A 25,928-nucleotide genomic window follows, 5' to 3' on the forward strand; every position below is an offset into this window, starting at 1 on the left:
GGCCGGACCGCCCCCGCCGTTCGCCGCGTCAGACAGTCAGACCGTCAGGACGATCTTGCCGCGCGTACGGCCCGCTGCGCTCAGCTCCCAGGCCCTGGCCGCCTCGGCGAGCGGCAGCGCATGCTCCACGTTGACGGTGAGGCTGCCCGCGTCGGCCAGTTCCGCGAGGAACGTCAGGTCGGCCGTGTCGGGGCGCACCCACAGCTGGTGGGCGCCCTTGGCGGCCGCCTGGTAGTCGGCGATGGAGGCGACCCGGTCGCGCTCCTTGACCAGGGACTGCAGGGTCTCCACCACGTCGTCCCCGTAGAAGTCCAGGGCCGCGTCGACCCCTTCGGGCGCCAGCTCGCGGATCCGGTCCGCCAGGCCCTCCCCGTACAGCACCGGTTCGGCGCCGAGCGCGCGCAGGTAGTCGTGGTTGTGCGCGCCGGCCGTGCCGATCACGCGCAGGCCGAGCGCGACGGCGATCTGCACGCCGAAGGAACCGGTGCCGCCCGCCGCGGAGTGGATGACGACGGTCTCGCCGGCTTTCGCGCCCACGCGGGTGAGCGACTGGTAGGCGGTGAGGCCGGCCAGCGGGATGCCCGCGGCCTGCTCGAAGCTCAGCTCGCGGGGCTTGCGGGCGAGGGTGCGGACCGGGGCGCTGACCAGTTCGGCGTAGGTGCCGAGCTCCACCCACTCCTTGCGGACGTAGCCGTACACCTCGTCGCCCACGGCGTAGTCGAAGGTGTCCGGGCCGACGGCCTCGACGATTCCGGCGACGTCCCAGCCGGGTATGACGGGGTAGCGGACTTCGAGGATCGGGTCGAGGTATCCGGCGGCGAGCTTCCAGTCCACCGGATTGACCCCGGCGGCCTTGACGCGGACGAGGACCTCGCCCGGTCCCACCTTCGGCTGCGGTACGTCAACGAGCGTGAGGTTACCGGCAGTTCCGTATGCGCTGTACGTGATGGCCTTCATGATCACTGCCAACAGGGCCCCGCGGGGCGCTATTCCCCCACGATTCCCTCACGCGGGCAGGGTGTTGCGGTGCGAGCTCCGGCGGGCCGCGGCGAAGAGCGCCTGGATCTGCGTGCCGGACTGCTCGACGTCGTCGAGGGGGGAGGGGAAGGGCAGCCTCACGTCCCGGTGGCCGCGCCGCTCCTCCAGCCGCAGGGTGATGCCGTACCGGTCCATGGCGACCGGCAGCGCGCGCACGACGGCGGCGGTGGGCAGCGGCCGGACCAGGCGGAGCAGCAGGGTGACGAGGTCGTGGTGGTCGTCCAGGAGGTGCGTGAGCATGCCCGCCTCGTACGGGGCGAGCGGGTCGGGGCGGGCGGCCTCCAGCTCTTCGAGGCCGACGTACGCGAGGCCGTGCCCGGTCTCCAGGACGGCCTGGCCGAATTCCACGCAGGTGGAGCCGGCGGCCTCGTCCGAATAGGGGGTGAGCAGGCGGCCCAGCACGGTGACGCGGGCGCGCACCCGGTCGCGTACGGGGGTGGGGGCGACGTCGGTGAATTGCAGCCGGATCGTGGGCCGGTACTCGGCGTCGCCGCCGGGCTCGGCGGGGTGCAGGTGCAACCGGCCCATCGGGTCGCTGCCGTCGAGGTGGCGGACCTCGGTGCGCCGCTCGTCGGTGATCAGGGTCATGGAGTGGGCGGCGGTCAGGATCGACCGGATTCGCTCGGCGTCGGTGGGCCGGGCGGCCGGGGTGGCAGGGGCACCGGACATGCGCATGCGGATCTCTCCATCGCCAGAGTGGGTTAGGTATGCCTAACCTAACCCATTCGGCGCTCCGGGAGTACCCGGCGTGGTTCGTGTCGTTGTTGGGCTGAACGGGTGAAACGCGAGAGGATGGGGGGATGCACATGAAGCGCGCGGCCGAGGCGGCCCGGTGAGCAGGTACGACGTCACCGACGAACAGTGGGAGGGGCTCGCGCAGGTGGTCCCCCTGCGCAGTCGCAACGAGTGGCCCTCCCGGGTGGACCACCGCACGATTCCCAAGGCGCCCGGAGCTTCGGTGGCGGAGCAGCGGCGCTTCGTGGTGATCAGAGTCCAGATCTTCGCGGACGCGCGGGAGGTGGCGGAGTACCTGATCGCACAGATCCCGGTGCTGCTCGACCTCACCGGCGCGGACAGCGAAGTGGCCAAGCGCATCCTGGACTTCAGCAGCGGCGTGGTCTTCGGGCTGGGCAGCGGCATGCACCGGGTGGACCGGAACGTCTTCCTGCTGGCCCCCGTGGGGACCGAGGTCGAGGGGATCGCGGCCGCCGCCGTCCCCCGATCGTAGGAAGGTCCCCACGAGGGAACGGTTCGCCGGGGCCACGGGGGGTCCGGCGGCCCGTACCGTCCCGCGCATGGACGCCACCTTGGACGCGGCGGTGGGCCCCGCCCCCGCCGCACCCGCCCCCGACTCCCACCCCGACGGCGCGTTAGCCGGCGGCGAGTCGGCCGACACCCCTGCCGTTCCCGCTCAGGCCGGGCCGGTCACCGCCCGCCGCGCCGCCCGTGCGCGGGCCGGCGCCGCCGCGGCGGCCGAGGCCCCGGCCGTGCCTCCGCAGGCCGGCCCCGGTGGCTCCGGACCGCCCGCCGAGCCGGCGCAGCCGCACCGGCGGCCCGTGGTCACCGAGTTGAGGCTCTCCGCCTTCGGGCCGCACAGGTCGGCCGCCTTCCCGCTCGGGCCCGTCACCCTCTTCGCCGGGCCGAGCGGCAGCGGCAAGTCCCAGGCCCTGGCCGCCTACGAGTCCCTGGCCGCACTGGGATCCGGAGCCACGCTGGAGGAGGCCTTCCCGGATCCGCGCGCCCGCATCCCGGACCTGGCCGTCCCCGACGCCCAGCGGCGGCGAGGATTCCGACTCGGCTGCACGGTCGACGGCCCCGCCGGTCCGGTCCGGCTCGACCTCGCCGTCCAGGCCGAGCCCACCCTGCGGATCGTCGGCGAACGCCTCACGCAGGACGGGCAGATCCTGCTCGCCACCGCCCTGCGCGACCCCGGCCGGCGCTCCGTGCAGGCCGCCTGGCTGACCGGCGGCGCCATCGGCGTCACCAGGGCCCCGCTGCCCGACGACCGGCTCGGCACGGCGCTGCTCCCGCTGCGCGTCGCCGGCTCCACGGCAGGCCAGCGACAGGTCCTGGCCGCCGCCGAGCAGGTCGTGGTGGCCCTGCGCTCGGTGTTCCCCTGCGACCCCCGCCCCGACCGGATGCGCGCCGCCGTCCCGCCGGGGGAGGGCCGGCTGCTGGGAGACTGCGCCAACCTGGCCGACGTACTGCGCCGGACCCGCCACGAATGCGGCACCCGCCACGCGCTGCTGGCCGGCGCGGCCCGTACCGGCTGCGCCGGGCCCGTCGCCGGGCTCGACGTACGGGCCTGCGCGGGCGGCGGCCCCGTCACGGCGGTGCTGGACCGGGGCCCCGGCCGGCCCGCCACGGAACTGGCCCGCCTCGGCGCGGGCGAACTGCGCTTCCTCGCGCTGGCGCTGGTCCTGCTGACCGGGCCCGGCGTGCTGGCCATGGACCCGCCCGCCGAACTGCTCTCCGCGCAGCAGGCCCTGACCGTGCTGGCCGACGGCTTCGACCGCGGCCTGGACCGGCGCCAGAGCGCCGAGCTGCTGCGCCTGGCCCTGCTGTCCGGCAGTCGCGGCCACGTCCGGCTGGTGGCGGAGGTGGGGGAGGAGACCGCGGCGACCGCCCGCCGCCTCCCGGGCGTCGCGATGGTAGACCTGAGGGCATGAACGAGACTCAGGAGCCGCCGCCCGAGCGGCGGCCGGACGAACGGCTGGACCGACTGCAGCGCCGGCTCGCGGAGTTCGCGGCCGCGCGGGGCTGGGAGCCGTACCACACGCCCAAGAACCTGGCGGTGGCGCTGAGCGTGGAGGCGTCCGAACTGGTCGAGATCTTCCAGTGGCTGACACCGGAACAGTCCGCGAAGGTCATGGAGAAGCCCGAAACCGCCCACCGCGTGGCCGATGAGGTGGCCGATGTGCTCGCGTATCTGCTGCAGTTCTGTGAGGTCCTCGGGGTGGATGTGCTGGATGCGCTCGCCGCGAAGATCGAGAGGAACGAACTCCGCTTCCCCGTGACCGGTACACCGACACCTAATCGTCACTCTTCGGAGTGATGGACTCATCCACAATCACGTTTGTGTCCACATTTTCCGAATACCCCTGGCTTTACTGGCTCGTTGCCCTCACTCTGGGTAGTGGTGAGGATGGCGGGATGTCGTGCGGACGGGGGACGGCATATGGATGCGGTACGGCTCATCGCGGCCGGCCGGCACGCGCTGGCACAGAGCGGGGCTGCGTGGGACATCGTGGGCGAGGCCTGGCAGGCCCAGGCGCTCGCGCAGGGGATCGGGAGCTGTCTGGCGGTCACCGGGCCGCCGGAGCTGAGATCGGAGGCACGGGGACTGGGGGAAGCGGGAAGCAGAGGGTGCGGGGTGCTCGACAGAGCCGCCCTGCGCGGCGAGGGCAGCGCACCCGAGTATCCGCCGCGGGCGGCACAGCTGAGCGAGGTCTCGGATGTCCGCCAGGCGCTGCTCGGGCTGCAGGCGCTGCTCGGCGAAGTGGGGATAGCCCTGGTCGGGGTGGCCTGCGGCACGGACGACGAGACCCTGTACTGGCAGTGCATAGAGTCGATCGACGCGGCTGACGAGTCGAGCGACCGGGTACGGGCGATCCTGCGCCGCATGGCGGTCCGCGAGCGGGGATCCGCCTCGGGCGTGGCCTGATGCGGGTGAATCGGGTGGGGTCCCGCCGTGCGCGGCGGGACCCGCACGGTCAGGACGACCGGTAGGACGGGCGCTCGCCCTCGGGGGTGCGGTCCGTGGAGGACTGGAGATCGGCGTCGAGCCGCGAGAGGTCGGCGTTCAGCGCCGCCATCAGCTCTTCCATCTGCTGCAGCAGGCCCTTCGGCGCGCCGCCCTGGGCGGGTACCGCGGACTCCTGGTGTGCGTACTCGTGTGCTGCCTGTCCGGTCGGCCCGGTCGGTCCGGTCTGTCGCGGGGTCTCCGGCACGGCCTCGTGGGACATGGCGGCCTCCTCGGCCCTGGCCCTTCCAAGGCGGAAGGGGGCGGTGGACGCACCGGCGGGAGTCCGCCGGCGCGCGGGCCGGGCGGTCCGGCTCCGTCCGAGGAAACGATCCCCATCCGGGCTGGTCACTGGCGGCGTCCGCGGTGGACCATCCGGTTGACGCAGATTCACCCTGCCGGGGCGGGAAGGGCAGGATGGGTTCATGGATCTGCGCATTTTCACCGAGCCCCAGCAGGGTGCGAGCTACGACACGCTCCTGGGCGTCGCCAAGGCCACCGAGGAACTGGGTTTTGACGCCTTCTTCCGCTCCGACCACTACCTGAAGATGGGATCCGCCGACGGCCTGCCGGGCCCCACGGACGCCTGGATCACCCTCGCCGGACTGGCCCGCGAGACCAAGCGGATCCGGCTGGGCACGCTGATGACGGCCGGCACCTTCCGGCTGCCCGGCGTCCTCGCCATCCAGGTGGCGCAGGTGGACCAGATGTCCGGCGGCCGCATCGAACTGGGCCTGGGAGCGGGCTGGTTCGAGGAGGAGCACAAGGCGTACGGGATCCCCTTCCCGGCGGACCGGATGTCCCGGCTGGAGGAACAGCTGGCCATCGTCACCGGCATGTGGGCCACCGGGGCCGGCGCCACCTTCGACTTCGCGGGCCGCCACTACCAGGTGGAGAACTCGCCCGCGCTGCCCAAGCCCGCCCAGGCCAGGATCCCCGTCCTCATCGGCGGACACGGAGCCAAGCGCACCCCGCGGCTCGCCGCACGCTACGCGTCCGAGTTCAACGTGCCGTTCGCGTCGATCGCCGACAGCGAGCGGCAGTTCGGCCGTGTCCGGGAGGCGGCCGAGGAAGCCGGCCGCAAGCCCGACGACCTGATCTACTCCAACGCCCTCGTCGTGTGCGTGGGCAAGGACGATGCCGAAGTGGCCCGCCGGGCCGCCGCCATCGGCCGGGACGTGGACGAGCTCAAGGCCAACGGCCTCGCCGGCTCCCCGGCCGAGGTCGTGGAGAAGATCGGCGCCTACGAGGCCGCAGGCTCCTCGCGCGTCTACCTCCAGCTGCTCGACCTCGACGACCTGGACCACCTGGAGCTGATCTCCGCCCAGGTGCTCTCCCAGCTCGGATAGGAGGAACCGCCCGTGCCCCGCGCGTCCGGCCCGCTCGCCGAGGCCCTCGCCCGCAGGACCGTGCTCCTCGACGGCGGTCTGAGCAACCAGCTCGCCGCCCAGGGCTGCGACCTCTCCGGCGACCTGTGGTCGGGCCGGGTCCTCGCCGAGCGGCCGGACCAGGTGGAGGCCGCCCACACGGCGTACGCGCGGGCCGGCGCCGAGGTGCTGATCACCGCCAGCTACCAGGTCGGCTACGAAGCCTTCGCCGCCCACGGCCACGACCGCGCCGCGACCACCGCCCTGCTGCACCGCAGCGTCGCGCTCGCCGCCCGCGCGGCCGGGGCCGCCGACCACGAGGTGTGGGTGGCCGCCTCGGTGGGCCCGTACGGGGCGGTGCTCGCGGACGGCTCCGAGTACCGCGGCCGGTACGGCCTGAGCGTGCGCGAGCTCGCCGCCTTCCACCGCCCCCGCATCGAGGCCCTGCTCGACGCCGGCCCCGACGTCCTCGCCGTGGAGACCCTCCCCGACCCGGACGAGGCCGAGGCCGTGCTCGGCGTCCTCGCGGAAACGGGAGCCCCCGCCTGGCTGAGCTACACCGTCGCCGATGGCCGCACCCGCTCCGGCGCGCCCCTCCCCGAGGCCTTCGCCCTCGCCGCGCAGGCCCCCGGGATCATCGCGCTCGGCGTCAACTGCTGCGACCCGGCCGAGGTCCTCCCCGCCCTCGAAGCGGCCGCCGCCGCCACCCGCAAGCCGCTGCTGGCCTACCCCAACGACGGCTCCGTCTGGGACGCCGCCACCCGCACCTGGCACACCCCCCAGACCCCGGCCCCGTGGCCCACCGGAGCCTGGCACCGCGCCGGCGCCCGCCTCATCGGCGGCTGCTGCCGTATCGGCCCCGCCCGGATCGCTGCCCTGGCCACGGCCGTACACACCCCGGAAGGCCGGGCCGCCCCCGGCGGGGAGCCGGCCTGACCCCCCGGAAAACGAGAGGCGCCCAGGCGTGGTGACCAGCAACAATCGGTCGTGTGTTCCTGACGATCTCCACCACCGGCTCCCCTGAACGACCCGCGACCGACCTGGGCTACCTGCTGCACAAGCATCCCGGGAAGACGCAGGCGTTCTCCACCTCACACGGCACCGCCCACGTGTTCTACCCCGAGGCCACGGCCGAACGGTGCACGGCGGCCCTGCTGCTGGAGGTGGATCCCGTCGCGCTCGTGCGGCGCGGTCAGGGCAAGGGCCGTGGCGGGGCGCCCGACGCCGCGCTCGCCCAGTACGTCAACGACCGCCCGTACGCCGCCTCCTCGCTGCTCGCGGTCGCGCTCAGCGGCGTGTTCCGCACCGCGCTGAAGGGCCAGTGCGCCCTCCGCCCGGAACTCCCGGAGCAGGCGCTGCCGCTGCGCATCGAGATCCCGGTGCTGCCCGCACGCGGCGGGGCGGGGCTCGTGCACCGGCTGTTCGACCCGCTCGGCTGGGACCTCGTACAGGCCGAGGCCGTACCGCTCGACGAGCAGTTCCCCGAGTGGGGGGACTCGCGGTACGTGCGGCTCGTCCTGGAGGGGGAGCTGCGCCTGGCGGACGCCCTGCGCCAGCTCTACGTGCTGCTGCCGGTGCTCGACGACGCCAAGCACTACTGGATCGCCCCCGACGAGGTCGACAAGCTGCTGCGCGCCGGAGACGGCTGGCTCGCCACCCACCCCCAGAACGGTCTGATCAGCTCCCGCTACCTGGCCCGCCACAAGCGGCTGACCCAGGACGCCATCGAGCGCCTGGAGCTGGTCCGCCTCGCCGAGGCCGACGGCAGCGAGGTCGAGGAGCTCGACAACGCCGTGGACGAGACGCGCGACACGGAGGAGAAGCCCGTGCCGCTCGCCGTGCAGCGGCGCGAGGCGATCCTCGCCGCGCTGCGCGCCGCCGGCGCCCAGCGGGTGCTGGACCTCGGCTGCGGTCAGGGCCAGCTGGTGCAGGCCCTGCTCAAGGACCCGGCGTACACCGAGATCATCGGCATGGACGTGTCCGTACGGGCCCTGCACACGGCGGCCCGGCGACTGCGCCTGGAGCGGCTGGGCGAGCGGCAGAGCTCGCGCGTCACGCTCCTGCAGGGCTCGCTCGCCTACACCGACAAGCGACTGGCCGGCTACGACGCGGCCGTGCTCAGCGAGGTCATCGAGCACCTGGACCTGGAGCGGCTGCCCGCCCTGGAGTACGTGGTGTTCGGCTCGGCCCGCCCCCGCACGGTCCTCGTGACCACCCCGAACGTGGAGTACAACGTCCGCTGGGAGACCCTGCCCGCCGGGCACGTCCGGCACGGCGACCACCGCTTCGAGTGGACCCGCGAGGAGTTCCGCGCCTGGGCCGACTCCGTGGCGGTGCGCCACGGGTACGACGTCGCGTACGTGCCCGTCGGCGACGACGACCCCGAGGTCGGGCCGCCGACGCAGATGGCCGTCTTCACACAGATCGACACCACCACCGACAGCACCACGAGCCCCCGCACGACCGCCGGCACGACCACCACCACCGACACCCCGAAGGAGGGCGAGGCAGCATGACCACCGAGACCCACCGCACCCGCGTACTTCCCGTCACCGACCTGTCCCTCGTCGTCCTGATCGGGGCCACCGGATCGGGCAAGTCCACCTTCGCCCGCAAGCACTTCAAGCCGACCGAGGTCATCTCCTCCGACTACTGCCGGGGCCTGGTCTCCGACGACGAGAACGACCAGAGCGCGAGCCGCGACGCCTTTGACGTCCTGCACTACATCGCGGGCAAGCGCCTCGCCGCCGGCCGCCTCACCGTCGTCGACGCCACCAGCGTCCAGGCCGACGCCCGCCGCCAGCTGGTCCAGCTCGCCCGCGAGCACGACGTCCTGCCCATCGCCATCGTCCTCGACATGCCCGAGCAGGTCTGCGCCGACCGCAACGCGGACCGCCCCGACCGGGCCGGACTGCCCCGCGCCGTCATCCAGCGGCACCGCCGCGACCTGCGGCGCTCGCTGCGCGGTCTGGAGCGCGAGGGCTTCCGCAAGGTCCACGTGCTGCGCACCGTCGAGGAGGCCGAGACCGCCGAGGTGGTCCTGGAGAAGCGGTTCAACGACCTCACCCACCTCACCGGCCCCTTCGACATCGTCGGCGACATCCACGGCTGTTCCTCCGAGCTGGAGACCCTGCTCGCCAAGCTCGGCTACGAGGACGGGGTCCACCCCGAGGGCCGCACCGCCGTCTTCGTCGGCGACCTCGTCGACCGCGGCCCGGACAGCCCCGGCGTGCTGCGCCGCGTCATGGGCATGGTGAAGTCCGGCAACGCCCTGTGCGTGCCCGGGAACCACGAGAACAAGCTCGGCCGCTACCTGAAGGGCTCCAAGGTCCAGCGGACCCACGGCCTCGCCGAGACCATCGAGCAGCTGGAGAAGGAGCCGGAGGAGTTCGTCGAGGAGGTGCGGGAGTTCATCCGCGGCCTCGTCAGCCACTACGTCCTCGACGGCGGCAAGCTGGTGGTCTGCCACGCCGGGCTGCCCGAGAAGTACCACGGCCGCACCTCCGGCCGGGTCCGCTCGCACGCCCTGTACGGGGACACCACCGGCGAGACGGACGAGTTCGGCCTGCCCGTGCGCTACCCGTGGGCCGAGGACTACCGCGGGAAGGCCGTCGTGGTCTACGGCCACACCCCGGTCCCCAGCACCGCCTGGATCAACAACACCATCTGCCTCGACACCGGAGCCGTCTTCGGCGGGAAGATGACCGCGCTGCGCTGGCCCGAGCGCGAACTGGTCGACGTACCGGCCGAGAAGGTCTGGTACGAGCCGACGCGCCCGCTCGCGGCCGAGGCGCCGGGCGGGCACGACGGCCGCCCGCTCGACCTCGCCGACGTCCACGGCCGCCGGGTCGTGGAGACCCGGCACCTGGGCAACGTCAACGTGCGCGAGGAGAACGCGGCGGCGGCCCTGGAGGTCATGAGCCGCTTCGCGGTCGACCCGAGGCTGGTTCCGTACCTGCCGCCGACCATGGCGCCGACGGCGACCTCGCGGGAGGAGGGCTACCTGGAGCACCCCGCCGAGGCCTTCGCCCAGTACCGCAACGACGGCATCGCCCAGGTGGTGTGCGAGGAGAAGCACATGGGCTCCCGCGCCACCGTCCTGGTCTGCAAGGACGCCGACGCGGCCCGCGAGCGCTTCGGCGTCGACGGGCCGACCGGCTCCGTCTACACCCGCACCGGGCGGCCCTTCTTCAAGGATCCGGAGGTCACCGAGGAGGTCCTCACCCGGCTCCGCTCGGCGGTCACCGACGCCGGCCTCTGGGAGGAGCTCGGCACGGACTGGCTGCTGCTGGACGGGGAGCTGCTGCCCTGGTCCCTGAAGTCCGGCGGCCTGCTGCGCAACCAGTACGCCGCCGTGGGCGCTGCCTCGGGCGCCGTCTTCCCGGACGCCATCGCCGCCCTGGAGGCGGCGGCCGCCCGGGGCGTCGAGACCGGTGAGCTGCTGGAGCGCCAGCGCGGCCGGGCCACCGACGCGGCCGCCTTCACCGACGCGTACCGGCGCTACTGCTGGACCACCGACGGACTGGACGGCGTACGGTTCGCGCCCTTCCAGCTGCTGGCGGCGGCCGGGCGGTCGCTGGCCGCCGTACCCCACGACGAGCAGCTGTTCTGGCTGGACCGGCTCGTCGCCGCCGATGAGGCGGCCGGCACCGGGCTGCTGCGCCGCACCGGCCGGATCCTGGTGGACACCGCGGACGAGGACTCCGTACGGGCGGGCACCGACTGGTGGCTGGAGCTGACGGCCGCCGGCGGCGAGGGGATGGTCGTCAAGCCGCTCCAGGCCTACGCCCGGGACGGGAAGGGCCGCCTGGTCCAGCCCGGGGTGAAGGTGCGCGGACGCGAGTACCTGCGGATCATCTACGGTCCGGAGTACACCCGTGCGGACCACCTGGAGCGGCTGCGCGACCGGTTCCTCGGGCACAAGCGCTCGCTCGCCCTGCGCGAGTACGCGCTCGGGCTGGAGGCGCTGGACCGGCTGGCGGACGGGGAGCCGCTGTGGCGGGTCCACGAGGCCGTCTTCGCGGTGCTCGCCCTGGAGTCGGAGCCGGTCGACCCCAGGCTCTGAGGGGACCGGGCCGGGCCGCGTCAGCACGACCCGTAAAGGGGTGGCCCCCGTACGGCCGCTAATTAGGTCGTATGGGGGAACTTTCGCGGTGAACTCCGGGAAAACCACCGGCGGGATCGTTCAACCAGGGCAGCGGAATGTCCGCGACCCTGGAAGGACGGAACGTCACTTATGAAGATGACCGCGCGCGGAAGCATTGCGGCACTCATGACCTGTATGGCCGCGGCCGGCGCGGCCACCCCGGCCGCGGCGAGCTCGGTGCCGGTCGGTGTGCCGCTGGACGCCGTGAAGACCACGCTGGGCGTGGACACCCCGCGCGTGGGCACGGGCGTGCCGGTGCCGGTCGTGGGAGCGCCCGAGGCGCCCCGCTTCCACAAGGGGGACATGCTCCCGACCCCACTGCTCCCGGTGGTCCCGATCGGCACGGACCTCGGCGGCACCCTCGTCACCTCCCCGGTGCCGAACCTGCTGGGCGAGCCGGAGACGGACGGCGAGGGTTCCGTGGAGGCTCCGGCCACCCGCCTGCTCACCCGGACCCCCGGGGTGGTCACCGGCGGTCTGCTGACGATGCCGGACGCCTCCAACTCCGGGATCCCGAACCTGGCCGCGCCCGAACTGGGCCTGACCGCCCCGGAGCTCACCGGCGCCCCGTCGGCTCTTCTCGGCCTCGGCACCCCCCGCTGAGCGGACGCCACGTCAAAAGGCCGTCCGGTCTGGGAATGTGTACGGCATGGGATTCCATGTCGACTCCGAGACCGGGCGGCTTCGCCGCGTCATCCTCCACCGGCCCGACCTGGAGCTGAAGCGGCTCACACCGAGCAACAAGGACGCGCTCCTCTTCGACGACGTGCTGTGGGTGCGCCGGGCCCGCCAGGAGCACGACGGCTTCGCGGACGTGCTGCGGGACCGGGGCGTGGAGGTCCACCTCTTCGGGGACCTGCTGTGCGAGGCCCTCGAGATCCCGGAGGCGAGACACCTCGTACTGGACCGGGTGTTCGACGAGAAGGAGTACGGGCCGCTCGCCACCGACCACCTGCGGTCGGTCTTCGACGGGCTGTCCTCGGCCGAGCTGGCGGAGGCGCTGGTCGGCGGGATGACCAAGCGGGAGTTCCTGGAGCGGCACGCCGAGCCGGTGTCCGTGCGCTTCCACGCCCTGGACACCGACGGCTTCCTGCTGGGTCCGCTGCCGAACCACCTCTTCACCCGCGACACCTCCGCCTGGATCTACGACGGGGTGTCCATCAACGCGATGCGCTGGCCGGCCCGGCAGCGCGAGACGGTCCACTTCGAGGCGATCTACAAGCACCATCCGCTCTTCACCACCTCCGGCGCCTTCCACTACTGGTCGCAGGGGCAGGCGGACTACCCCTCGACCATCGAGGGCGGGGACGTGCTGGTCATCGGCAACGGCGCGGTGCTGATCGGGATGAGCGAGCGCACCACGCCGCAGGCGGTGGAGATGCTGGCGCGGGGCCTGTTCGCCGCCGGCTCGGCCACCACCATCGTGGCGCTGGACATGCCGAAGAGCCGGGCCTTCATGCACCTGGACACGGTGATGACGATGGTCGATGCAGATACGTTCACGCAGTACGCGGGGCTCGGCATGCTCCGCTCGTACACGATCGAGCCGGGCGCGGGGCCGCAGGAGCTGAAGGTGACCGACCACCCGGCGGAGCACATGCACCGGGCCATTGCGGCGGCGCTCGGTCTGGACTCGATCCGGGTGCTGACCGCGACGCAGGACGTGCACTCGGCGGAACGCGAGCAGTGGGACGACGGGTGCAACGTGCTGGCCGTGGAGCCGGGGGTGGTCGTCGCGTACGAGCGGAACGTGACGACCAACACACACCTGCGCAAGCAGGGCATCGAGGTGATCGAGATCCCGGGCAGCGAGCTGGGGCGGGGCCGGGGCGGCCCGCGCTGCATGAGCTGTCCCGTCGAGCGGGACGCGGTCTGAGGCCGCCCCCGGGCGGCGGCCGGCCCCGGGGGAGGGGGCAGGGGAGGGCGGGAAGAGGGTCCTGTATATCAATGCAGAGGATCGTATAGACTTCCAACATCCCCTGTCACCGTGACGCTGGAGCGACCCCATGGCCACCGACCTCGCAGGCCGCAGTTTTCTCAAGGAGCTCGACTTCACGGCCGCCGAGTTCCGCGGCCTGGTCGAGCTCGCCGCCGAACTGAAGGCGGCCAAGAAGGCCGGGGTCGAGCAGCGCCTGCTCCAGGGCAGGAACATCGCGCTGATCTTCGAGAAGACCTCGACGCGGACCCGCTGCGCCTTCGAGGTCGCCGCCGCGGACCAGGGCGCCCACACCACCTACCTCGACCCCGCGGGCTCCCAGATGGGCCACAAGGAGTCCATCCGCGACACCGCGCGGGTGCTGGGCCGGATGTTCGACGGGATCGAGTACCGAGGCGACAGCCAGGAGGCCGTCGAGGAACTCGCCGCCCACTCCGGCGTGCCCGTCTTCAACGGCCTCACCGACGACTGGCACCCCACCCAGATGCTGGCCGACGTCCTCACCATGACCGAGCACACCGCCAAGCCGCTGGACCGGATCGCCTTCGCCTATCTCGGCGACGCCCGCTTCAACATGGGCAACTCGTACCTGGTGACCGGTGCGCTGCTGGGCATGGACGTACGGATCGTGGCGCCCCGGGCCTACTGGCCGGCCGAGTCGGTGGTGGCCGCGGCGCGGGAGCTCGCGGAGGGGAGCGGCGCCCGGATCACCCTGACCGAGCAGGTCGCCGAGGGGGTCGCGCAGGCGGACTTCGTGGTCACGGACATCTGGGTGTCCATGGGCGAGCCCAAGGAGGTCTGGGACGAGCGGATCGCGGCCCTGTCCCCGTACGCCGTGACCATGGACGTGCTGCGGGCCACCGGGAACCCGGACGTGAAGTTCATGCACTGCCTGCCGGCCTTCCACGACCTCGGCACCAAGGTGGCCCGGGAGATCCACGAGCGGCACGGGCTGGAATCCCTCGAGGTGACCGACGAGGTCTTCGAGTCGGCGCACTCCGTCGTCTTCGACGAGGCCGAGAACCGGCTGCACACCATCAAGGCCGTACTCGTCGCCACGCTCGCCCGTCCCGGCCGGAGTGACGCATAGTCATACGCCGCGGCGACACGATGTCGTGCTTCTCTGACGGCAGTCACGATCTGGTGATACCGTCGATCGTGTGAGTCCCTTCACCGGTTCCACAGCAGCGACCGAACGGTGGCACCACCTCCGGGTCTCCCGGCAGGACGGCGTGGCCACCGTCACCTTCGACCGTCCCGAGAAGCTGAACGCGCTCACCTTCGGCGCCTACGCCGACCTGCGCGATCTGCTCGCCGAACTGTCCCGCGAACGTTCCGTGCGCGCCCTCGTCCTGGGCGGCGAGGGCCGCGGCTTCTGCTCCGGCGGGGACGTGGACGAGATCATCGGCGCCACCCTCGCCATGGACACCGCCCAGCTCCTCGACTTCAACCGGATGACCGGCCAGGTGGTGCGCGCCATCCGCGAATGCCCCTTCCCGGTGATCGCCGCCATGCACGGGGTGGCCGCCGGGGCCGGCGCCGTCCTCGCGCTCGCCGCCGACTTCCGCATCGCCGACCCCACCGCCCGCTTCGCCTTCCTCTTCACCCGCGTCGGCCTCTCGGGAGGCGACATGGGCGCCGCCTACCTGCTGCCCCGGGTCGTCGGCCTCGGCCACGCCACCCGGCTGCTGATGCTCGGAGAAGCCGTGCGCGCCCCCGAAGCCGAGCGGATCGGCCTGCTCAGCGAGCTCACCGAGGAGGGCAAGGCCCACGTACGGGCCGCCGAACTCGCCGCACACCTGGCCTCGGGGCCCGCCCTCGCCTACGCGCAGACCAAGGCGCTGCTCACCGCCGAACTCGACATGCCGCTGGCCGCGTCCGTGGAGCTGGACGCCGCCACCCAGGCCCTGCTGATGAACGGCCAGGACTACGCGGAGTTCCACGCGGCCTTCACCGGGAAGCGGCCGCCCGCCTGGAAGGGCAGGTAGCCGGATGTCAGCGTGCCGCGTGTCTCCGGGCGCCATGCGGGTCGCCGTCGTCGGAGGGGGACCGGGCGGGCTGTACGCCGCCGCGCTCCTGGCCCGCCAGGGCCACGCCGTGGAGGTCTGGGAGCGGGGCGCCCCGGACGACACCTTCGGCTTCGGCGTGGTCCTCTCCGACGAGACCCTCGGCGGCATCGAGCAGGCCGACACCGTCGTCTACGCGGCCCTGAGTGCCGAGTTCGTGCGCTGGGACGACGTGGACGTCGTGCACCGCGGCCGGCTGCTGACCTCCGGCGGCCACGGCTTCGCGGCCATCGGACGGCGCCGGCTGCTGCAGATCCTGCACGAGCGCTGCGCCGGGCTCGGCGTCAGGCTGCGCCCCCGCACCGCGGCCCCGGACGTGCGGGACCTCGCCGCCGCGTACGACCTGGTGGTCGCGGCGGACGGGGTGCACAGCGCGATCCGGGAGGCCGGCGCCGCGCACTACGGGCCGACGCTGACGCCCGGGCGCTGCCGCTACATCTGGCTCGCCGCCGACTTCGCCTTCGAGGCCTTCCGCTTCGAGATCGCCGAGACCGAGCACGGGGTCATGCAACTGCACGCCTACCCCTACGCGGCGGACGCCTCCACGGTGATCGTCGAGATGCGGGAAGAGGTCTGGCGGGCGGCCGGCCTCGACCTGTGCGACGAGGACGAGTCCGCGGCCCGCTGCGCCAAGATCTTCAGCGAGGCCCTGCGCGGACGGCCGCTGCGCGGCAACCGCTCGGCCTGGACGCGGTTCGACACCCTCGTCAACGAGCGCTGGTCACACGGCAACGTGGCCCTGCTCGGCGACGCGGCGCACACCGCCCACTTCTCCATCGGGTCCGGCACCAAGCTGGCCGTCGAGGACGCGCTCGCCCTCGCCGAAGCGGTGGCCGGCGCGGACGGCGACGTACCGGCCGCCCTCGCCGCGTACGAGGCGGCGCGCCGCCCCGCGGTCGCCAGCACCCAGCGGGCCGCGGCCGCGAGCCGGGCCTGGTTCGAGGAGATCGCCGGATACGTCGACCAGCCCGCCCGGCAGTTCGCCTTCAACCTCCTCACCCGCAGCCGCCGGGTCACGCACGACAACCTGCGGCTGCGCGACGAGCGGTTCGCACGCGCCGTGGAACGGGACTTCGGCTGCCCGGACGAGCACACCCCGCCGATGTTCACCCCCCTGACCCTGCGCGGCCTGACCCTGCGCAACCGGGTCGTCGTCTCCCCGATGGACATGTACTCGGCCGTGGACGGAGTCCCCGGCGACTTCCACCTCGTGCACCTGGGCGCCCGGGCCCTCGGCGGGGCCGCCCTGGTGATGACGGAGATGGTCTGCACCTCCGCGGAGGGCCGGATCACCCCCGGCTGCGCCGGCCTCTACACCCGGGAACAGGCCGCGGCCTGGCGGCGGATCGCCGATTTCGTCCACACCTCCGCACCCGGCACCGCGCTCGGCGTCCAGCTCGGGCACGCGGGCCGCAAGGGCTCGACGCGGGTGATGTGGGAGGGCATGGACGACCCCCTCCCGGAGGGCAACTGGCCGCTGGTGGCCGCCTCCGAGCTGCCCTACCGGCCGGGCGTCTCGGCGCTCCCGCGCGCCCTCGGACCGGAGGACCTGGCGGCGCTGCGCTCCGAGTTCGCGGCCGCCGCCGTCCGCGCCGCCGACTGCGGGTTCGACCTGCTGGAACTGCACTGCGCCCACGGCTACCTGCTGTCGGGGTTCCTCTCACCGCTGACCAACCACCGCACCGACGCCTACGGCGGCACCCTGGAGAACCGCCTGCGCTTCCCGCTGGAGGTCTTCGACGCGGTCCGCGCGGTCTGGCCCGAGGACCGCCCGATGACCGTCCGCCTCTCGGCCACCGAATGGGCGCCCGGCGGCACCACGCCCGAGGAGGCGGTGCGGATCGCCGCCGCCTTCGCCGCCCACGGCGCCGACGCCATCGACGTCTCAACCGGCCAGGTCGTCGCGGACGAGGCCCCCGAGTACGGGCGCTCGTACCAGACCCCGTACGCCGACCGGATCCGCAACGCGCTCGGCGTCCCCGTCATCGCGGTCGGCGCCATCTCCTCCTGGGACGACGTGAACTCCCTGCTGCTGGCCGGCCGCGCCGACCTCTGCGCGCTCGGCCGCCCGCACCTCTACGACCCCCACTGGACCCTGCACGCGGCCGCCGACCAGTCCTACGAAGGCCCGGGCGCCCCCTGGCCGGCCCCGTACCGCGCGGGCAGCCGCAAGCCGCCGACGGGGCGCGGCTAGCGCGCAGGCCGAAGGGTGATCCTTCGGCTCAGTGCCGGGACGGTGCGGCTGCGGCCGTCGGCCGGTCGGTGTCGCCGTGCCAGGTGGGCCAGCCCAGGAGGCGGGGGCGTTCGGTGACCCAGGCGCGGGTGTCGGTGCCGATCTCGGCGCTGATGAGGTCCTCGAGCAGGCCGTTGTAGCGTGCGACGAGGTCGCGGTGGGCGGGGTCGGCGGCGAGGTTGCGCGTCTCGTGCGGGTCCTCGGCGCGGTCGTAGAGGACCACGTCGTTCTGGGCGTACAGGGCCTCGGGGCCGGCGGGACGGTTGGGGTTGAGCGGGGAGAAGTAGCGGCCGAAGGTGTAGCGGCTGTCGGTGTATCCGCGCAGGAACCCGCGCTTGGTCCAGTCCGGGCGGAGGTCGCCGGACCGGATCCGCTCGGATGCCTCGGGGTCGGCGAACTCGAACCAGAAGGAGGCGTCCAGGGCCGTGACCGACTCGACCGCGGTGAGCACGCCGTCCCGGATGGTGCCGCCGTGCAGGGCGGGGGTCAGGGAACGGCCCTTGAGCGCGGGGTGGCGGGAGGCGGCCTCGGCCGGGTCGACGCCGGCGAACTCGAGCAGGGTCGGGGCGATGTCGACGGCGGAGGCGAGGGCCTCGGTGCGCGCACCGCGGGGGAAGTCGGGGTGGCTCAGGATGAACGGGACGTGGAAGTTCTCGTCGTACACGAGGGCGCCCTTCTGGCGCAGGCCGTGGGAGCCGGCCATCTCCCCGTGGTCGGAGGTGAAGAGCACGACGGTGTGGTCGGCCTGTCCCGAGGCCTCCAGGGCGTCGAGGACGAGGTCGATGCTGCGGTCCACGTCGCGGATGGCGTTGAGGTAGAAGTTCAGGCCCTCGTGCCAGTGCCGGTCGTCGGCGACCGGGCCGAGATGATGTCGAGCATCCGGGCGAACTCGGCCACGGCCGGCGCCGCACCGGACAGGTCGTCGTGAAGGCCGGCGGGCAGGTCGAGGTCCCAGCGGCGCTGGTAGACCGGAACGTTCGCGGCCGCCTTGGCCACGACGGCGTGGGCGAGGCCGAAGGGAAGTCGGACCTGGGACGAGCCGCCGTAGTCGAAGCTCATGATGTCGTGCGGATTGACGAAGTTGACCGCCATGAACCAGGGCTGGTCGACTTCCACGAGCGGGGCCCGGTTGCGCAGCCAGCGCACGGCCTGGCCGGCGATGACCGGGTCGACCTTGAGCCCGGCCCAGGCACCGCCGTCGATGTCGCCCCAGTCGTTGAACTCGCTGAACCCGTAGGGTTCCAGCGCGTTCGTGGTCGGCCCGGGGTTCCGGGGGGTGACGTAGGCGTTGGAGAGGTGCCACTTGCCCTGGTAGGTGCAGTGGTAGCCGGCCTCGCGGAGCATCGTGCCGAGGGTGCCCAGCCGGGGGTCGAGCGGGCGGATGTACGGCATGTTGTCGTTGTCGTAGATCTCGGTGAGCGGCAGGTGCTGCCCGGTGTAGATGACGGACCGGGCGGAGCTGCACATGGCCGAGGCCGTGTAGTACCGCTCGAAGGTGGTGCCCCGCTCGGCCATCCGCTCCCGGGCGGGCAGCGAGTAGCCCTGTGGACGGGGAAGCACCGCGCGTTCCTCGTCGGTGACGATCATCAGGATGTTCGGACGACGTGTCATGGCCCTCGGTCCTTCGAGATGATCCAGGCGCCGCCCGGGTGTCACGGGAGAGGGCGCGGGAGCGCGGTGGCGCGTTTCGGGCTGAATCTAGATCTGCTGCCGTGCGAAGCATGCGAGGACGCGGCCGGCCTGGGCCGTCCGGGTGACGCCGGCGCTCCCGCCGCCCGGCGCGCTCACACCGGGACGACCTCGGTGCGGTCCTCGACCGGGGTGTAGCCCAGGCGCTGGTAGACGCCGTTGCTGGTGGGGTTCGCCAGGTCGGTGAAGAGGAGGACCTCCGAGGCGCCGGCCGCGTACGCCGCTGCGCTCGCCGCGTGGGTGACCCCGGCGGCGTAGCCGCGGCCGCGGAGCGCGGGCGGGGTGTAGACCAGGCCGACGCGGGAGGCCGAGCCGATCGGACGGGAGAAGGACGCCAGGGAGCCCGGCTCGCCCCCGTGCTCCCACAGCAGCACCCCGCCGTACGAGATCCGGTCGCGCAGCACGGCCTCGGAGGCGGCGCCCCGCACGCCCGCCTCCTTGTGGAAGGCGGTGACCCACTCCAGTAGCAGCGGGAGGTCCGCCGCGGTGGCGGTCCGCGGCCGCCCGGCCGGGGCGGGATCCGGGGCGACCAGGCCGGCCAGCCGGTACAGGCGGAGCTCCTCGGCGATCCGGGTGGGCCGCCCCCAGGCCTCGGCCAGCGCCTCCGCGTCCGCGCGGCGGGCGTTGAACGCGCGGATCCCGGCGAGCAGCGGCTCGCCGCGGAGCGCGGCCCCCAGCGCCCGGACCGCCTCGGCGGGCACCACGCCGAGCACCATCGGGAACGGCGGGGTGCACAGCAGCCCGCCGGCGACGGTCCCGTCGGTCCCGGTCCACCAGCCGAAGAAGGGCGCGTCGGAGCCGTAGGCGCTGCTCCCGCGCCGCTTCAGCCCGTCCGTCACGGTCAGCATGAGGGTGTCGGAGACGGGCCGCGCGGACACGGCCGGGCCCGCCGCGGCCAGATAGGCCGCCAGATCCGTGGTGAAGGTCCAGGTCATGACCCATCCTGGCGGGCCGGGGAGCCGGCGCGCACCCGGATTTCCGTCAGGCCGGCAGCCAACCCGGCCACCACGGCGGCACGTTGTCGGGACCGCACCGCTCCGGGTTCCCGGGGTATCCGTCCAGCGTCCCCTCCGTGGCGAAGAACACGAGCACCACCAGCGCGAGCACGAGCAGGAACGGCACGGGGCGCACCAGCAGGGGCAGCTCTCGGCTGAGGAAGGCGATCAGCAGCGCCAGGAACGCGCATCCCGGCACCATCAGCATCAGCAGGAAGGTCATCTCGAACCGCCCGCCCGCCTCCCAGCCGGCGTCGCAGTACGCGCGGGCGCGGGAGGCGAGCGAGATGGCGGAGCAGCCGGCCGCGGCTCCGGCCAGCGCCGCCGTCACCAGCAGCAGGGGCGTGGCCCATCGCCCGCGCGGCCGCGCGGGGCCCTGGTTCGAGGACTGCGGCGGGGACGGCGGCTGCGCCGGGGGCGGCGGCTGCGGCGGGTACGGAGGAATGTAGGAATGGTGCGTCACGACACCTCGTGACGCGGCCTTCGCCGCCTACGGTTCCACGAAGACCGCCCCGCGATCGCGCAGCCGCGCGTGCAGCTCGGCGAAGACGGCCGCTGCCCGGTCGCCCGGCCAGCCCGCCGGGAGCAGCTCGCGCGGCAGGCCCGGGTCGGCGTACGGCAGGCGCCGCCAGGAGTCCAGCGCGAACAGGTAGCCGCGGTAGGCCTCCTCCGGCGTGGGCTCAGGGCCCGACTGGAGGGCGCGCAGAGCCGGTTCGTGCAGGTCGAGGAATTCCTCGTGCTGTTTGGCCAGGGCCGCCAGGTCCCACCAGCGGGCCACCGCCTCGGCGCTCGGCGCGAAGCCGAGGTGGGCGCCGCGGAACAGCTCCACGTACGGCGTCAGGTGCAGCCGCTCCAGCGTGTGCGCGGTCTCCTCGGCCAGCCGGGCCGGGGCGATCCACACGCCCGGCGCCACCGCGCCGAAACCGAGCCGGGCCAGCCGGGAACGCAGCAGGTGCCGCTTGTTCCGTTCCTGCTCCGGGACGGAGAACACCGCCACCAGCCACTCGTCCGACAGCTGCGGACTGCCGTAGATCCGGCGGTCGCCGTCGTCCAGCAGCTGCTGCGCCTCCTCGGAGAGCCCGTACGCCGCCGAGCCGTCCGCGGCGCGCTCGGGCAGCAGGAAGCCGCGCCGCTTCAGCCGGGACACCGACGAGCGGACCGACGGGGCGTCCACGCCGACCGCGCCCAGCAGGCGGACCAGCGCGGACACCGGGACCGGGCCCTGGAAGGCCCGCCCGTAGGCTCCGTAGAACGTGACGATCAGGGATCGCGGGGTGTGCTGCTCGACCACGGTTTCACTCTAGGCCGTCGGGCCGGCCGGGCCGCTCCGGCCGGTCGGCCCGGGTGCCGTCCTCCCGCAGCCGGAAGCGCTGCAGCTTGCCCGTCGCCGTGCGCGGGAGGGCGGGGAGGAAGACGAAGGAGCGCGGGCACTTGTGCGGGGCGAGCTCCGCCCGCATGAAGGAGCGCAGGGCCTCCTCCGTGAGGACCACACCGTCCCGGGCGACGGTGTACGCCACCACGATCTGCCCGCGTCGCTCGTCCGGGCGGCCCACCACCGCCGCCTCCAGCACGTCCGGGTGGCGCAGGAGGGCCTCCTCCACCTCCGGGCCCGCGATGTTGTACCCCGCCGAGACGATCATGTCGTCGGCGCGGGCGACGTAGCGGAAGTAGCCCTCCGGATCGCGCACGTAGGTGTCCCCGGTGAGGTTCCAGCCGTTCTGTACGTACTCACGCTGGCGGGGGTCCGCCAGGTAGCGGCAGCCCACCGGGCCGCGTACGGCCAGCAGCCCCGGCTCGTTGTCCGCGACCGGCCGGCCGGACCGGTCCACCACCCGGGCCTGCCAGCCCGGGACCACCCGGCCGGTCGTACCGGGCCGGATCTCCTCGTCGGAGGCGGAGATGAAGATGTGCAGCAGCTCGGTCGCCCCGATGCCGTTGATGATCCGCAGGCCGGTGCGCTCGTACCAGGCCTGCCAGGTGGCGGCGGGCAGGTTCTCCCCGGCCGAGACGCAGCGGCGCAGTGCGGACAGGTCGTACATGCCCACGTCGTACGGGCCCAGGGCGTCCAGCATCGTCCGGTACGCGGTGGGCGCGGTGAACAGCACCGTCACCCGGTGCTCCGCCAGCGCGGGCAGCAGCCGGCGCGGCACCGCCTCCTCCAGCAGCAGCGCGGACGCGCCCGCCCGCAGCGGGAAGACGACCAGCCCGCCGAGGCCGAAGGTGAACCCGAGCGGCGGGCTGCCCGCGAACACGTCGTCCGGGCGGGGGCGCAGCACGCTGCGGGAGAACGTGTCGGCGACGGCGAGCAGGTCGCGGTGGAAGTGCATGCAGCCCTTGGGCCGGCCGGTGGTCCCGGAGGTGAAGGCGATCAGGGCGACGTCGTCCGCGGAGGTCGGGGCGGCCGTGAAGGGCCCCTCGTGTCTCTCGGCCAGCCGCAGCAGGTCGTCCCGGCCGCCGCCCCCGTACGCGGTGATCCGCAGCCCCGGCACCTCGGCCTTGACCAGGTCGTCCAGCACGTCCGCATGGCACAGGGCGTGCTGGACCCGGGCCATCGCGCACACCGTGGCCAGCTCCGTCGCGCGCTGCTGGGGCAGTACGGTCACCGCCACCGCGCCCGCCTTCATGACCGCCAGCCAGCAGGCGGCGAGCCAGGGGCCGGTGGGCCCGCGCAGCAGCACCCGGTTGCCGGGCACGACGCCGAGGTCGACGGTGAGCACGTGGGCGAGGCGGTCCACGCGCTCGCGCAGCCCGCCGTACGTCCACACCTCGCCCGCGCCGCTGCGGAAGGCCGGGCGGTCGGCGCCCTCGGGGCCGAACCGGGCGATGGTGGCGTCGAGTAGCTCCGCCCCGCAGTTCAGGCGGTCGGGGTAGGCCAGTTCGGGCAGATCGAAGACCAGCTCCGGCCAGGTGTCGACGGGTGGCAGATGGTCACGGGCGAAGGTGTCCGTGTGAGCGGAAGGCATGAGGTCCAAGGCGGGTCGCCCCCTGCAGCGGTCCGGAGTGGGGTGGGGCCGGCCGTGCTGTTGCCCTACGAGCGTATCGTGATGGTGACGGCAGTCAACAGGACGCGATAGATGCGGGGACATTCGGATGACCGGATTCGCGCTCGGGGTGGACCAGGAGGAGTGGTGCGGGCAGTTGCGCGCACTGGCGGCCGACCGGCTGAGGCCGCTGGCCGAGAAGGGGGAACCGGGAAGGGTCAACCGGCCGCTGCTGGCCGCGCTGGGTGAGCTGGGCCTGCTGGAGCGGGTGTTCGCCTCGGGCGCGCTGGAACTGTGCCTGCTGCGCGAGTCCCTCGCCTACGGCTGCACGGAGGCCGAGACGGCTCTCGCCCTCCAGGGGCTGGGGGCCTACCCGGTGCTCAGGGCCGGGAGCGAGGCGCAACGGGAGCGCTGGCTGCCGCAGGTGCGCGCCGGGCGGGCGGTGGCGGCCTTCGCGCTGAGCGAGCCGGGCGCCGGCTCGGACGCGGCGGCGCTGGCACTCGCGGCCGAGGCCGACCCGGACGCGCGGGGCGGCTGGCGGCTCAGCGGGGAGAAGTGCTGGATCTCCAACGCCCCGGAAGCGGATTTCTACACGGTGTTCGCCCGGACGGGTGAAGGGCCGGGGGCGAAGGGGGTCTCGGCCTTCCTGGTCCCGGCCGACCGCCCCGGACTCTCCGGCGAAGCGCTGGACATGCTGTCCCCGCACCCGATCGGCTCCCTCGCCTTCGACGGGGTCCCGGTCGGACCGAGGGACCTGCTCGGCGAACCCGGGCGGGGCTTCCGCGTGGCGATGGACACCCTGAACCTCTTCCGGCCGAGCGTCGGCGCCTTCGCGGTGGGCATGGCCCGGGCCGCGCTCGACGCGACACTGGCGTACACGGCGGGGCGGGCGGCCTTCGGCGGGACGCTGAGCGATCTCCAGGCGGTGGCGCACCGGGTGGCCGAGATGGCCACCCGCACGGAGGCGGCCCGGCTGCTGGTGTACGCGGCGGCCGGGGCCTACGACCGGGGCGCCGCGGACGTTCCGCGCAGGGCGGCCATGGCGAAACTGCTGGCCACGGAGACGGCCCAGTACGTGGTCGACCACGCGGTCCAGCTGCACGGGGCGGTCGCCCTGCGGCGGGGCCACCTGCTGGAGCACCTCTACCGGGAAGTGCGGGCGCCGAGGATCTACGAGGGGGCGAGCGAGGTGCAGCGCACGATCATCGCGAAGGAGCTGTACGGGACGATGCCCGGGCAGGTGGCGGCCGGATGAGCCCGGAGCGGATCAACCCGCCGGAACTGTCGCCGGCGACGGGCTTCTCGCACGCGGTCGCCGCCACCGGATCCCGGCTCGTCTTCCTGGCCGGCCAGACCGCCCTGGACGGCTCGGGCAAGGTGGTGGGGGAGACCCTGCCGGAGCAGTTCGAGGTGGCCCTGACCAACCTCCTGGCCGCCCTCGCGGCGGCGGGCGGCGCCGCGAGGGACCTGGCCAGGGTGACGGTGTACGCCGTGGACGTGGCGGCGTACCGCGAGTGCTCGGCCGAACTGGGCCGGATCTGGCGCCGGCTGGCGGGCCGCGACTACCCGGCGATGGCCGTCATCGGCGTGGTCCGCCTCTGGGACGAACAGGCCCGGGTCGAACTCGACGGGGTCGCGGTCCTGCCGTGACCGCCGAAGGAGGAGCGGGGCCCGTGCCGCTCAGCTCCGCGCACGGGTCCGGCGGTGCTCCCGCGTCGTGACGCCGCCGACGCCCCAGTCCTCCAGGTCGACCTCGTCGATGAGGACGAAGGTGGTGGCCGGGTCCTTGTCGAGGACCCTGACCAGCAGGTCGGTCACCCCGGCGATGATCTCGGCCTTCTGGGCGGCGGTGGCGCCCTCACGGGTGATCTTGACGTTGACGTACGGCATGGCGGTGGATGTCCTTCCGGTGAGAGGGGAGTGCGCGGGCGGGCAGGCGGGGTTCAGACGGCGCGGCCGGTCACGTGACCGCCGTCCACGCGCAGGGCGTGGCCGGTGACGAACGTGGCGCCCGCGAGGTAGAGCACGGCGTCGGCGACCTCGGGGGCCTCGCCGACCCGGTTCAGCAGGGCGAGTCCGCCGAAGGAGTCCACGTCGGAGCCCGCGTGCAGCGGAGTGCGGATGATGCCGGGCGACACGAGGTTGACGCGGATCCCGTCGGCGGCGAGCTCGGCGGCCAGGCTCGTCGTCAGCGCGTGCACTCCCGCCTTGCTGACCACGGGCGCGGAGGCCGGGAACCCGGCCAGCGCGTGGTCCACCAGGACGGTGCCGATGTTGACGATGCTGCCGCCGCGGCCCTGGGCGCGCAGCGCCCGCACCACGGCCTGGGTGGTGAGGTAGGTCCCCTTGAGGTTGCCCGTCAGGAATCCGTCGAGCTCGGCCTCGGTGACGTCGGTGAAGGGCCTGGAGGCGAAGGTGCCCGCGTTGTTCACCAGGACGTCGATCCCGCCGAACCGGTCGAGCGCGGTGCGGACGAGCGCCTCGCCGGTCTCCGGCTCGGCGATGGCGCCCGCGACCCAGGCGGTCCGCTCCGGGTGTCCGAGGCCGGCGGCGGCCTTGGCGAGGCGGTCGGAGTCCCGGCCGTTGAGGACGACGTTGGCGCCACTCGCCAGGAAGGCGCGGGCGATGTCCAGCCCGATGCCGCTGGAGGAGCCGGTGACGAGAGCGGTGATGGCGTCGGTGTTGGCGTTGGCGTTGGCGTTGGCGGTCATGGTGTGTGCCTTCCGGGGCGAGGG

26 protein-coding genes are annotated in these 25,928 nt (G+C 73.5%); 15 read left to right on the top strand and 11 right to left on the bottom strand.

Features of this window, described 5'->3' with window-relative positions; all coding sequences use genetic code 11:
* Positions 1-36 precede the first annotated feature (36 nt).
* Together OG472_RS32420 and OG472_RS32425 are read right to left on the bottom strand one after the other, a co-directional pair.
* Positions 37-957 (bottom strand): NADP-dependent oxidoreductase, encoded by a 921-nt coding sequence (locus OG472_RS32420; RefSeq protein ID WP_401613756.1) that lies wholly within the window; start codon positions 955-957, stop codon positions 37-39.
* A 48-nt stretch (positions 958-1,005) separates the two neighbouring features.
* Positions 1,006-1,713 (bottom strand): DUF2470 domain-containing protein, encoded by a 708-nt coding sequence (locus OG472_RS32425; RefSeq protein ID WP_401613758.1) that lies wholly within the window; start codon positions 1,711-1,713, stop codon positions 1,006-1,008.
* Positions 1,714-1,870: 157 nt separating this feature from the next.
* Between OG472_RS32425 and OG472_RS32430 the strand changes: the two genes are divergently transcribed.
* The 4 genes from OG472_RS32430 to OG472_RS32445 all read left to right on the top strand — a co-directional run bounded on the left by OG472_RS32430 (position 1,871) and on the right by OG472_RS32445 (position 4,702).
* A complete protein-coding gene (locus OG472_RS32430; RefSeq protein ID WP_030721444.1) occupies positions 1,871-2,266 on the top strand; it encodes a cell division protein SepF in 396 nt (131 codons plus the stop codon).
* Positions 2,267-2,333: 67 nt separating this feature from the next.
* Entirely contained in the window at positions 2,334-3,707 is a 1,374-nt protein-coding gene (locus OG472_RS32435) for an ATP-binding protein (protein WP_405832381.1), read from the top strand.
* Positions 3,704-4,093, top strand: coding sequence for a nucleotide pyrophosphohydrolase (locus tag OG472_RS32440; protein WP_401613762.1), 390 nt, complete (start codon positions 3,704-3,706; stop codon positions 4,091-4,093). The genes OG472_RS32435 and OG472_RS32440 overlap by 4 nt, the downstream gene beginning before the upstream one ends.
* A 123-nt stretch (positions 4,094-4,216) precedes the next feature.
* Positions 4,217-4,702 carry a DUF6099 family protein gene (locus OG472_RS32445; protein WP_405832383.1) on the top strand — a complete coding sequence of 162 codons (486 nt, stop codon included), beginning with the start codon at positions 4,217-4,219 and terminating at the stop codon, positions 4,700-4,702.
* Positions 4,703-4,751: 49 nt separating this feature from the next.
* Here the strand turns inward: OG472_RS32445 and OG472_RS32450 are convergent, their stop codons facing one another.
* Positions 4,752-5,003, bottom strand: coding sequence for a hypothetical protein (locus OG472_RS32450; RefSeq protein WP_405835055.1), 252 nt, complete (start codon positions 5,001-5,003; stop codon positions 4,752-4,754).
* 202 nt (positions 5,004-5,205) lie between these two features.
* On the opposite strand from OG472_RS32450, the gene OG472_RS32455 reads away from it, so the two are divergent.
* The 9 genes from OG472_RS32455 to OG472_RS32495 all read left to right on the top strand — a co-directional run bounded on the left by OG472_RS32455 (position 5,206) and on the right by OG472_RS32495 (position 17,489).
* Positions 5,206-6,129 carry an LLM class F420-dependent oxidoreductase gene (locus OG472_RS32455; RefSeq protein ID WP_401613764.1) on the top strand — a complete coding sequence of 308 codons (924 nt, stop codon included), beginning with the start codon at positions 5,206-5,208 and terminating at the stop codon, positions 6,127-6,129.
* Positions 6,130-6,141: 12 nt separating this feature from the next.
* Entirely contained in the window at positions 6,142-7,083 is a 942-nt protein-coding gene (gene mmuM / locus OG472_RS32460; protein ID WP_405832386.1) for a homocysteine S-methyltransferase, read from the top strand.
* A gap of 53 nt (positions 7,084-7,136) precedes the next feature.
* Entirely contained in the window at positions 7,137-8,663 is a 1,527-nt protein-coding gene (locus OG472_RS32465) for a 3' terminal RNA ribose 2'-O-methyltransferase Hen1 (protein ID WP_405832387.1), read from the top strand.
* Positions 8,660-11,212 carry a polynucleotide kinase-phosphatase gene (locus OG472_RS32470; protein ID WP_401613770.1) on the top strand — a complete coding sequence of 851 codons (2,553 nt, stop codon included), beginning with the start codon at positions 8,660-8,662 and terminating at the stop codon, positions 11,210-11,212. Before OG472_RS32465 ends, OG472_RS32470 begins: the two co-directional genes overlap by 4 nt.
* 207 nt (positions 11,213-11,419) lie before the next feature.
* Positions 11,420-11,896: a hypothetical protein gene (locus OG472_RS32475; protein ID WP_401613772.1), complete on the top strand. Its 477-nt coding sequence runs from the start codon at positions 11,420-11,422 to the stop codon at positions 11,894-11,896.
* A 46-nt stretch (positions 11,897-11,942) separates the two neighbouring features.
* The gene (locus tag OG472_RS32480; RefSeq protein WP_327416942.1) at positions 11,943-13,169 is read left to right on the top strand and encodes an arginine deiminase; all 1,227 of its coding nucleotides are present in this window, start codon (positions 11,943-11,945) and stop codon (positions 13,167-13,169) included.
* A gap of 130 nt (positions 13,170-13,299) precedes the next feature.
* On the top strand, positions 13,300-14,319 hold the full coding sequence (gene argF, locus OG472_RS32485) for an ornithine carbamoyltransferase (RefSeq protein WP_383573575.1): 1,020 nt from the start codon (positions 13,300-13,302) through the stop codon (positions 14,317-14,319).
* 70 nt (positions 14,320-14,389) lie between these two features.
* The gene (locus OG472_RS32490) at positions 14,390-15,217 is read left to right on the top strand and encodes an enoyl-CoA hydratase family protein (RefSeq protein ID WP_401613777.1); all 828 of its coding nucleotides are present in this window, start codon (positions 14,390-14,392) and stop codon (positions 15,215-15,217) included.
* 4 nt (positions 15,218-15,221) lie between these two features.
* Entirely contained in the window at positions 15,222-17,489 is a 2,268-nt protein-coding gene (locus OG472_RS32495) for a bifunctional salicylyl-CoA 5-hydroxylase/oxidoreductase (protein ID WP_405832390.1), read from the top strand.
* A 28-nt stretch (positions 17,490-17,517) separates the two neighbouring features.
* On the opposite strand, the gene OG472_RS32500 is transcribed toward OG472_RS32495, so the two are convergent.
* The 6 genes from OG472_RS32500 to OG472_RS32525 all read right to left on the bottom strand — a co-directional run bounded on the left by OG472_RS32500 (position 17,518) and on the right by OG472_RS32525 (position 23,175).
* Positions 17,518-18,324, bottom strand: a complete 807-nt coding sequence (locus tag OG472_RS32500) for a sulfatase-like hydrolase/transferase (RefSeq protein ID WP_405832392.1) — start codon at positions 18,322-18,324, stop codon at positions 17,518-17,520.
* A 26-nt stretch (positions 18,325-18,350) separates the two neighbouring features.
* Positions 18,351-19,139 carry a sulfatase-like hydrolase/transferase gene (locus OG472_RS32505; protein ID WP_405832394.1) on the bottom strand — a complete coding sequence of 263 codons (789 nt, stop codon included), beginning with the start codon at positions 19,137-19,139 and terminating at the stop codon, positions 18,351-18,353.
* Between the two features lie 173 nt (positions 19,140-19,312).
* Positions 19,313-20,152 carry a GNAT family N-acetyltransferase gene (locus OG472_RS32510; RefSeq protein ID WP_401613783.1) on the bottom strand — a complete coding sequence of 280 codons (840 nt, stop codon included), beginning with the start codon at positions 20,150-20,152 and terminating at the stop codon, positions 19,313-19,315.
* A 46-nt stretch (positions 20,153-20,198) separates the two neighbouring features.
* Positions 20,199-20,675: a hypothetical protein gene (locus OG472_RS32515; protein ID WP_405832395.1), complete on the bottom strand. Its 477-nt coding sequence runs from the start codon at positions 20,673-20,675 to the stop codon at positions 20,199-20,201.
* 27 nt (positions 20,676-20,702) lie between these two features.
* Complete coding sequence (locus tag OG472_RS32520) at positions 20,703-21,503, bottom strand: PaaX family transcriptional regulator C-terminal domain-containing protein (protein ID WP_401613787.1); 801 nt, start codon at positions 21,501-21,503, stop codon at positions 20,703-20,705.
* Between the two features lie 4 nt (positions 21,504-21,507).
* On the bottom strand, positions 21,508-23,175 hold the full coding sequence (locus tag OG472_RS32525) for an AMP-binding protein (protein ID WP_401613789.1): 1,668 nt from the start codon (positions 23,173-23,175) through the stop codon (positions 21,508-21,510).
* A 127-nt stretch (positions 23,176-23,302) separates the two neighbouring features.
* Between OG472_RS32525 and OG472_RS32530 the strand changes: the two genes are divergently transcribed.
* Together OG472_RS32530 and OG472_RS32535 are read left to right on the top strand one after the other, a co-directional pair.
* Positions 23,303-24,448: an acyl-CoA dehydrogenase family protein gene (locus OG472_RS32530; protein ID WP_401613791.1), complete on the top strand. Its 1,146-nt coding sequence runs from the start codon at positions 23,303-23,305 to the stop codon at positions 24,446-24,448.
* On the top strand, positions 24,445-24,843 hold the full coding sequence (locus tag OG472_RS32535) for a RidA family protein (RefSeq protein WP_361753935.1): 399 nt from the start codon (positions 24,445-24,447) through the stop codon (positions 24,841-24,843). The genes OG472_RS32530 and OG472_RS32535 overlap by 4 nt, the downstream gene beginning before the upstream one ends.
* Positions 24,844-24,873: 30 nt before the next feature.
* Here OG472_RS32535 and OG472_RS32540 read toward each other — a convergent pair whose 3' ends face one another.
* Together OG472_RS32540 and OG472_RS32545 are read right to left on the bottom strand one after the other, a co-directional pair.
* Positions 24,874-25,083 carry a 4-oxalocrotonate tautomerase family protein gene (locus OG472_RS32540; RefSeq protein WP_405832398.1) on the bottom strand — a complete coding sequence of 70 codons (210 nt, stop codon included), beginning with the start codon at positions 25,081-25,083 and terminating at the stop codon, positions 24,874-24,876.
* A 53-nt stretch (positions 25,084-25,136) separates the two neighbouring features.
* A complete protein-coding gene (locus OG472_RS32545) occupies positions 25,137-25,904 on the bottom strand; it encodes an SDR family NAD(P)-dependent oxidoreductase (RefSeq protein ID WP_405832399.1) in 768 nt (255 codons plus the stop codon).
* Positions 25,905-25,928 lie beyond the last annotated feature (24 nt).

Origin of the sequence: Streptomyces sp. NBC_00207, from assembly GCF_045160965.1 — a bacterium.
Lineage (GTDB): Bacteria > Actinomycetota > Actinomycetes > Streptomycetales > Streptomycetaceae > Streptomyces.